Source organism: Cellulophaga sp., from assembly GCF_039943695.1.
Taxonomy (GTDB): domain Bacteria; phylum Bacteroidota; class Bacteroidia; order Flavobacteriales; family Flavobacteriaceae; genus Cellulophaga.
This window is the reverse complement of record NZ_JBDVAA010000058.1, coordinates 1-9,195: the sequence shown is the minus strand read 5'-3', so window position 1 is coordinate 9,195 and position 9,195 is coordinate 1. Positions and strand designations below refer to the sequence as shown.

The 9,195-nt window shown below is 32.0% G+C and carries 8 protein-coding genes and 1 pseudogene; 4 read left to right on the top strand and 5 right to left on the bottom strand.

Annotation, left to right across the window (positions count from 1 at the left end):
• Nucleotides 1–401 (bottom strand): annotated as a pseudogene (locus ABJD66_RS04225) (antitermination protein NusB); the annotation flags it as partial.
• A gap of 169 nt (nucleotides 402–570) precedes the next feature.
• On the opposite strand from ABJD66_RS04225, the gene ABJD66_RS04220 reads away from it, so the two are divergent.
• The 3 genes from ABJD66_RS04220 to ABJD66_RS04210 all read left to right on the top strand — a co-directional run bounded on the left by ABJD66_RS04220 (nucleotide 571) and on the right by ABJD66_RS04210 (nucleotide 5,375).
• Nucleotides 571–2,328 (top strand): ABC transporter ATP-binding protein, encoded by a 1,758-nt coding sequence (locus ABJD66_RS04220; protein WP_303543590.1) that lies wholly within the window; start codon nucleotides 571–573, stop codon nucleotides 2,326–2,328.
• Nucleotides 2,329–2,409: 81 nt separating this feature from the next.
• Entirely contained in the window at nucleotides 2,410–2,784 is a 375-nt protein-coding gene (locus tag ABJD66_RS04215) for a PUR family DNA/RNA-binding protein (protein WP_100895513.1), read from the top strand.
• Nucleotides 2,785–2,858: 74 nt separating this feature from the next.
• The gene (locus tag ABJD66_RS04210; RefSeq protein ID WP_348128590.1) at nucleotides 2,859–5,375 is read left to right on the top strand and encodes a M14 family metallopeptidase; all 2,517 of its coding nucleotides are present in this window, start codon (nucleotides 2,859–2,861) and stop codon (nucleotides 5,373–5,375) included.
• Nucleotides 5,376–5,434: 59 nt separating this feature from the next.
• Here ABJD66_RS04210 and ABJD66_RS04205 read toward each other — a convergent pair whose 3' ends face one another.
• Complete coding sequence (locus tag ABJD66_RS04205; protein ID WP_348128587.1) at nucleotides 5,435–5,773, bottom strand: tRNA-binding protein; 339 nt, start codon at nucleotides 5,771–5,773, stop codon at nucleotides 5,435–5,437.
• Nucleotides 5,774–5,839: 66 nt separating this feature from the next.
• Here ABJD66_RS04205 and ABJD66_RS04200 point away from each other — a divergent pair, with 66 nt between their 5' ends.
• A complete protein-coding gene (locus ABJD66_RS04200; RefSeq protein ID WP_348128584.1) occupies nucleotides 5,840–6,394 on the top strand; it encodes a thioredoxin family protein in 555 nt (184 codons plus the stop codon).
• Between the two features lies 1 nt (nucleotide 6,395).
• On the opposite strand, the gene ABJD66_RS04195 is transcribed toward ABJD66_RS04200, so the two are convergent.
• The 3 genes from ABJD66_RS04195 to ABJD66_RS04185 form a co-directional block, all read right to left on the bottom strand.
• The gene (locus tag ABJD66_RS04195) at nucleotides 6,396–6,941 is read right to left on the bottom strand and encodes a YfiT family bacillithiol transferase (RefSeq protein WP_348128581.1); all 546 of its coding nucleotides are present in this window, start codon (nucleotides 6,939–6,941) and stop codon (nucleotides 6,396–6,398) included.
• A gap of 386 nt (nucleotides 6,942–7,327) precedes the next feature.
• A complete protein-coding gene (locus ABJD66_RS04190; protein ID WP_100895510.1) occupies nucleotides 7,328–8,260 on the bottom strand; it encodes a peptidylprolyl isomerase in 933 nt (310 codons plus the stop codon).
• A 77-nt stretch (nucleotides 8,261–8,337) separates the two neighbouring features.
• On the bottom strand, nucleotides 8,338–9,195 hold an 858-nt coding region (locus tag ABJD66_RS04185; RefSeq protein ID WP_348128577.1), incomplete at its 5' end, for a M20/M25/M40 family metallo-hydrolase.

The following is a 9,195-nucleotide window of genomic DNA, read 5'->3' as shown; positions in this document are numbered from 1 at the left end:
ATATAAGTTGTATAATATTCACTTTCTATTACCTCTTTGTAAATTAACCTAATGTACTCCTCGTTTAAGTACCAGTCATTTAATTTTCTACTAGACAATTCTTCAAGTAGTAACTTGTTGTCTGCTATTTGCAACAACACTTTATTGTTTACAAATTTTTTGCGGTCTGGATAAGCATCAGAAACGTTACCCAAATAACTTTTGGCCGTAATATCTGCTTGCTCTTCTGCTCTTTTTTGCAGTTCTACCAACAAACTTAACATTAGTAAGTATAATGTATACATACTATCCACACTGTACTTTAAAAACTTTACTTGTTTTTCTAGTGTGTCATCTTGTGAATGAGTGAGGGCGTAGATGCATTGCATTACTTTAACCCTAATATGCCTTCTTGTTAGCATTGAAAAAGAACTTTAATTTGTTAAAAATTATATTTTGCAAAAGTACTATTATATTTTTCAAATGTACCAATTGTAGTAAGTTTTTATCTTATGATAATGATAACATAAGGTTATACTTCAAAAACCTATCTTTGCCAACTTAGTACAACACCACTATCCTTAAAAGTAAATGAAAGAGTTAAAACATATAAATAAGTACTTTAAAAAATATTGGCTTAAACTTACTATTGGTATTATTATTACTGTAATTGCACGTGTATTTTCATTAGTAATGCCTCCTTACGTAAACAAATCTATTAATGTTGTAAAAGAATTTATTAATCAAGATAATATATCTATAGAATTAGTTAAAGGGCACTTACTAGACTATATACTTATAATTTTAGGAGCTGCTTTATTATCTGGTTTTTTTACTTTTTTAATGAGACAAACCATTATAAACGTATCTAGACACATAGAGTATGACTTAAAAAACGAAGTGTATGACCACTACCAAAAACTAAGTCTTAATTTTTACAAAAAGAATAGAACTGGAGATTTAATGAACAGGATTAGCGAAGATGTTAGTCAGGTTAGAATGTATTGCGGACCTGCATTAATGTATGGGATGAACACCATTACATTGTTTGCCTGCATAATACCCATAATGTATTCTAAAGCTCCTACACTAGCAATTTACACGCTTATACCATTACCTATTTTATCTGTTTTAATTTATAAAATTAGTAAACTTATACACAAACGTAGTACGGTTGTACAGCAGTTTTTAAGTAAACTTTCTACGTTTGCACAAGAATCTTTCTCTGGTATATCTGTTATTAAAGCATATGGTATAGAAAACCGTACCAATGAAGAACTTGTGTCTTTAGCTAATGAGGGCAAAGATAAAAGTATGTCTTTGGTTAAAATAAATGCTTGGTTTTTTCCACTAATGGTTTTACTAATTGGTATTAGTAATATTATTGTTATTTATGTTGGTGGTAAACAATATTTAAACGGAGAAATAGAAAGTATTGGCCTTATTGCTGAATTTATTATTTATGTAAATATGCTTACGTGGCCTGTTGCTATTGTTGGTTGGTTAACGTCTATAATACAAAGAGCAGAAGCATCACAAGAACGTATAAACGAGTTTTTACAAGAAGAGCCTGAGATTAAAAATACCGTCACTAATCTTATGGAGATTAATGGTAAAATAGAGTTTAAAAATGTAAGTTTCACTTATGACGATACTAACATTACCGCTTTAAACAACGTTTCTTTTACTATAAATCCTGGAGAAACAGTAGCCATTATAGGTAAAACAGGTAGTGGAAAGTCTACTATTTTAGACCTTATTGCTAGGTTATACGATGTTTCTTCTGGTAATATACTTATAGACGATACTCCAATTAAAAATGTAAACCTAGATTGTTTAAGACAAAATATTGGTGCTGTACCACAAGATGCTTTCTTATTTTCTGACTCTATAAAAGATAATATTAAATTTGGTAAAGAGAATGCTACAGATGATGAGATAATTGCTGTAGCCAAAAAAGCTGTTGTTCATAAAAATATTATGAACTTTAAAGAAAAGTACGACACTGTATTGGGTGAAAGAGGCATAACCCTAAGTGGTGGCCAAAAACAACGTGTATCTATTGCCAGAGCACTACTAAAGGATCCTAAAATTTACCTTTTTGATGACTGCCTTTCTGCTGTAGATACAGAAACTGAAGAAAAAATATTAAACAATCTTAAAACAGCGTCTAAAAACAAAACTACTCTAATAGTAAGTCATAGAGTATCTTCTGCAAAAAATGCAGACAAAATTATAATTTTAGATCACGGAAAAGTAGTTCAAGAAGGAACTCATAACTCATTATTTGAGATAGACGGCTATTACAAAGCTCTTTATAATAGTCAACTCTCTGAGAAAGAAAGTTAGAAAAATGTTGTCAATTAGTTATTTTTTTTCCATTTTTGAGGAATACTATGATAACATTACACTAACAAGATAACTATAACAATGAGTGAAAAAGAACTAATGGATCAGGAAGAGATTTATTCAAAAGTACTAAGAGCCGGTAGACGGACTTATTTTTTTGATGTGAGGAGTACTAAGGCTGGAGATTATTATTTAACGGTTACTGAGAGTAAAAAATTTACACATGATGATGGGTCTTTCCATTATAAAAAACATAAAATCTACTTGTATAAAGAAGATTTTACTCCGTTTAAAGAGATTTTAAATGAAATGATGGACTACATTATTGAAGAAAAAGGTGAGGAAGTAATTTCTGACAGACACCAAAAAGATTTTAAAAAAGAAGAACATTCTAACGTAGTTGAAGAAACTGCAACAGCTAGTAGCTTTACAAACGTAAGCTTTGACGACATTTAAATTCTAAAAAAAATGTATCTTTAAGCGACCCTTTAAAAGGGTCGCTTTTTTTATTTTCAAAAACTAACTCACCTATGAAAAAAAGACTTTTTTTACTAGCCTTTCTAGTGTTTCAACTAAACCAAGCACAAGAAAAACTAGACTTAAATTATTACCTACCACAAAACGTAACATACAACCCAAACATTCCTAAACCAATAGATATTATAGGTCATGAAGTTGGTGAGTGGCACGTATCTCATGATAAATTGCAGTTTTATATGAAAGCATTAGCAAAGGCTAGTGATCGTATTACTATAGAAAATAGAGGTGAAACTTATGAAGGCAGACCTATATTATTATTAACTATAACTTCTGCTAAAAATCAAGCTAATTTAGAAAACATAAGACAAGCTCACATTGCTAATACAAATAGCAGTGCAAATACCAGCAACCAACCTATTGTTGTTTACCAAGGTTTTTCTATCCATGGTAATGAGCCAAGTGGTGCAAATGCTGGTTTAGCATATGCTTACTATTTAGCAGCTGCACAAGGCAAAGAAATTGAAGAACAACTAAATAACTTAGTTATTCTAATGGATCCGGCTTTTAACCCAGACGGTATACAACGTTTTGCACATTGGGCAAACAGCAACAAAAGCAAAAATTTGAATCCAGATGGTAATGATAGAGAATATCATGAAACTTGGCCAAACGGTCGTACTAATCACTATTGGTTTGATATGAACCGTGACTGGTTACCTGTACAATTACCAGAAAGTCAAGCAAGGATTACCACATTTCATAAATGGTTGCCTAATATTTTAACAGACCATCATGAAATGGGTACAAACTCAACATTCTTTTTTCAACCAGGAGAACCTACAAGAGTACACCCATTAACTCCAAAAATAAATCAAGAATTAACAGCAGAAATTGGAACGTATCACGCCAAAGCTTTTGACAAAATTGGTTCTTTATATTATTCTGAAGAAAATTATGATGACTATTATTATGGTAAAGGATCTACTTTTCCTGACGTTAACGGTAGCATTGGTATTTTATTTGAGCAAGGTAGTTCTCGTGGCCACGTACAAGAAAGTGAAAATGGTATACTTACTTTCCCTTTTACAATTAGAAACCAGTTTACAGCAGCCTTATCTACAATAGAAGCTGCATATAATATGCGTTCTAAAATATTGGGGTACCAGCAGCAATTTTATAAAAATGCTAAGTCACAAGCCGCAAAAAGTAAAACAAAAGCTATTATTTTTGGAGACAATAAAGACGCCTCTAAAACTTGGCACTTAGCAGACATATTAAAAAGACATAACATTAAATTTAACCACTTAAAAACTGATGTTTCTATAAACGGCAAAAACTACCAAAGAGGAGCTAGTTATGTTGTTCCTATGAACCAAAAAAATTATAAACTTATAAATGCAATGTTCGAAAAAAGAACAACATTTACAGATAGTTTATTTTATGATATTTCTGCCTGGACATTCCCATTAGCTTTTAATTTAGATTACACAGAAACTACAAGTCTTAGTAATTTGGGTGAGGAAATAAAAGAACTTAAGCCTTTAATTGGTAGCTTAACAGGAAATAGTAATTACGCTTATTTATTTGAGTGGAATGAGTATTACAGCCCTAGAGCATTAAATACTATTTTAGAGGCTGGCCTTAGAGTAAAAGTTGGTAAAGAGCCCTTTACTGTAGAGGGTAAAAGCTATGATTATGGTACTATTATGGTTCCTGTACAAAACCAACGTCTTAATAAAGCAGAGATGCAACAGTTTATGCTTCAAATAGCAGAAGAAAACAATTTAAAAGTGACTGCTGTGGGTACAGGTCTAACTAAAGGAATAGATTTAGGTAGTAATGAGTTTGATCCTATTAAAAAACAACAAGTAGGCTTACTAGTTGGTAGTGGTGTAACCTATGCAGATGCAGGAGAAATATGGCATTTGTTTGACCAGCGTTACAATATGAAAATTACCAAACTAGATACAGATTATTTTTCTAGAGTAGATTTAAGCAGATATACAGCTCTTATTATACCTAGTGTTTATGGTAGTGCTTTAGACAAAAGTTCTGTTGCTAAAATTAAAGATTGGGTTAAAGCTGGCGGCACTTTAATAGGATACAGAAATGCTGCATACTGGTTAAATTCTAACGAGCTTTTAAAAATAGATTTTAAGAGGGATTCTGCTATTGTAGCCAAAAATATTCCTTTTGATAAACGTAGAGATTTTAGAGGCGCACAAGTAACCGGTGGTGCAATTTTTGAAGCAAAGCTAGACCGTTCTCATCCTATAAATTACGGGTATAAAAATGATAAACTACCACTATTTAGGAATACTAACATTTACATTACTCCAGATAAGAATAGTTATAACAACCCTATACAATACACTAACAACCCTTTATTAAGTGGTTATATTTCTAAAGAAAATTTAGCTGTGCTAAAAAATAGTGTTCCGTTTAAGACAAGTGGTTATGGTAAAGGACAAGTTATTTTATTTACAGATAACACTAATTTTAGAGCCTTTTGGTTTGGCACTAACAAACTTTTAATGAATGCCATTTATTTTGGTAAAATGATGTAAAAGTTCTAATCAACTATAAAAATCTCGGGCTAACAACTCGAGATTTTTTTGTTAAGTAACTATCCTATTTTTAATCCGTTTGGCACTTTAGCGTCAGGGCTTAATAATATTACATCTTTACCCTCTACTGCTCCCATAACCAAACATTCACTCATAAAATTAGCTATCTGTTTTTTAGGGAAGTTTACAACTGCCATAATTTGCCTGTTTAGCAACTGTTCTTTAGTATAACGCAATGTTATTTGTGCAGATGTTTTTAAAACACCAATTTCTTCACCAAAATCTATTTTTAATTGATACGCTGGGTTACGTGCTTCAGGAAAATCATTAACATCAATAATAGTTCCTATACGCATATCAATTTTAGAAAAATCTGACCACATAATTTGCTCTTTCATATCTATTATTTTTACCTTTACCATTCAAATATAGTTATTTTAACAGCTACATTTAAATAAAACAAAATGGCTCGTACACCAAGTAATATGTTAGCTTTAGGAACGGTTGCTCCTAATTTTAATCTTTTAGACACTACAACAGATACATTTATTGTTTTAGATAGCTGTAAAGGAGAAAAAGGGACTGTAATAGCCTTTATTTGTAATCATTGCCCTTTTGTAATTCACGTAAATCCAGAGCTTGTAAAAATTGCTAATGATTATAAAAGTAAGGGTTTTAATTTTGTTGCAATTTCAAGTAACGATGTCATAAACTACCCGCAAGATGCTCCAGACCTAATGACAAAGGTTGCTATAGAAAATAAGTACAGTTTTCCTTATTTGTATGATGAAAGCCAAGAAATAGCAAAAGCTTATGATGCTGCTTGTACTCCAGATTTTTATCTTTTTAATTCTGATTTAAAATTAGTGTATCGCGGACAATTAGATGATTCTAGACCAGGAAACGGAATACCACTAAACGGAAGTGACTTAAGAAATGCTTTAGATGCTTTATACAAAGGTGAGCTTATTAATCCGGAGCAAAAACCAAGTATAGGTTGTAATATTAAATGGAAGTAATTTAAAACCACCCCTCTCTTTCACATAAGTTTTTTATATGTGCATAGTGGTGATTGCTATGCCAAGCATAACTACCAATATTTTCTGCTACTGTAACTTTTGTTTTACCATAAGGGTGAATAAAAGATCTATTTAGTTGATCATCTGTTAACCCCTTTAATAAATAAACCAATTTTGCGTGTAGTGCAGTTATGTAATTTAAAGACAATATTACTGGTGATGTAGAAGCATCTACCAAATTAGCCCAATCTTTTTCTTCATATGCTTTTATAACAGGTGCATCTTCTGTAAGTGCCCATTTAAAACGCGTATAACTATTGTGATGACTATCTGCTATATGGTGCACTAATTGTATAACCGTCCATCCGTTTGGTCTGTAAGGTGTATTTAATTGTTCTTCATTTAAATTTAATACAATATTTGTAAGCTTAACTGGAAAAGATTCTAAAACAGTTATCCATTTATTTATTTCCTGAATAGAAATTTCAGTAGGACACGAAAAATGTCCTATTGGATATTTTAATGATTCTAGCGTACTACTTTTCATACCAACAAATACTTTATTAAACACCTAATTTGCTTACAATTAGATGCAAAATTACGCAAAAATTACAATTAAATTAACTTTTTACGCAACCCTTTTAACAAATGTGAATCTACCTAAAGAAGTACATATAATTAACACCCCCTAAGTTATATGAAGAAAGTTGGTAGGGTTTTTGTCAACATAATTGTTATGTAAGTATAAACCTTAATTTGAACAAATTAACCTATATAAGTATGATTACTTTTTTTCTTATTTTATCTGTACTAATTGTTGTAAATATTATTTTACTTACTGTAAGTGTAAATGGTAGTTTTTTATATAAACGAAAAAACCTCTCTTTAGAAAAGAGAGGCCTTAAAAAAAATTATGCGTAGTAGTTTTTAAAACTATTTTACATCCATTAATTCTACATCAAAAATTAGTGATGCATTTGGAGGTATAACTCCGCCTGCTCCTGCACTACCGTATGCTAAATTAGATGGTATAACAAAACGCGCTTTGTCTCCTACTTTTAATAAAGCAATACCTTCATCCCAACCTGGAATTACTTGTCCTACTCCTAATTGAAAATCTATTGGTTGGTTTCTTTTGTATGATGAGTCAAAAACTTGACCACTAGTTAAAGAACCTTCATAATGTACAGATACTGTTTTACCACTTTCTGCTTGTGCTCCACTACCTGTTTGAATAATTTTGTAACGTAGTCCAGAATCTGTTGACTCAAAACCTGCTGCTAATTTTTCCATTTCTGCTTCTGCATTAGCTTTTTCTTCTGCTAATCTTTTTTCTCTAGAACCTTCAAAAGTTCTAAAAGCTTCAACAGCATTCCATTTTTCTGCTTCTGCACCAACTCTAACTATTTCTAAACTTTCAATAGTATCATCTTGTGCAATTGCATCTACAACATCTTGTCCGCTCTCTACGTTTCCAAAAACTGTGTGTTTGTTATCTAACCAAGGTGTAGCAATGTGAGTTATAAAAAACTGACTCCCGTTTGTTCCAGGACCTGCATTAGCCATAGATAATACTCCAGGACCAGAATGTGTTAAATCTGGGTGAAACTCATCATCAAACTTATAACCAGCATCTCCAGTACCTGTTCCTAATGGGCAACCACCTTGTATCATAAAATCTGGTATAACTCTATGAAATTTTAATCCGTTATAATATGGTGTTCCTTGAGGCTTTACAGAGTTCTCTAAGTTACCTTCTGCTAAGGCTACAAAGTTACCAACTGTACCTGGTGTTTTATCGTGCGTTAATTTTACTAAAATTTCTCCTTTAGTAGTATTGAATTTTGCGTAAATTCCGTCTTGCATATCGCTTATTTTTTATGAGCCGCAAAGATAGTCATTGTTTTTTGTTAACAAAAGCCCAGACGTTTAAGAATTTGTTATTATCCTTTTATCTTTTTTGATGATACAATACCGTATTTATCAAACAAATACACCAAGCTTGTCATTGTAGCTGCTCCTAATTCTAACTCCCTCTTATTTACGTGCTCAAATGTATCATTAGCTGCGTGGTGATGGTCAAAATAACGTTGAGAATCTGGGCGCAAACCTGCTAAAACAATATTGTCTTTTTTTAACGGACCAACATCTGCTCCGCTACCACCTTTTTCAAACAAGTGAATTAAATAAGGTTTAAATAAGTTCCTCCAGCTATTTATCTGCTCATAATTCTCTGTGGAACAGTCAAAAGAAAATCCTCTTGGCGAAAACCCACCAGCATCACTTTCTAAAGCAAAAATGTGATTTTCTCTTTTACTTTTAGCTACTTCTGCATATTTATTACCTCCTCGCAAACCATTTTCTTCATTCATAAACAATACAGCTCTTATGGTACGTTTTGGTTTGTAACCAGATGCCTTTATTAAACGAAGTACATCCATACTTTGTACCACTCCTGCACCATCATCATGAGAACCATCACCCAAATCCCAAGAATCTAAATGTCCGCCTACTACAATAATTTCATTAGGATAAGTACTGCCTTTTATTTCTCCTATAACATTATAAGATTGTACATCATTATACTGTTTACAATTTTGCTTAAAAAAGAACTTTGTCTTTGGATTTAGTTTTAAGGCTGTAGACAATAGCTCTGCTCCATTGGTGCTAATTGCTGCTGCAGGAATTCTGTTTTTTACAGGTGTATCTCCATAACTCATAGAACCTGTATGGGGATAATCATCTAAACGTAAGTTAACAGACCTAACAATTACTCCCACTGCTCCATACTTACCTGCCTC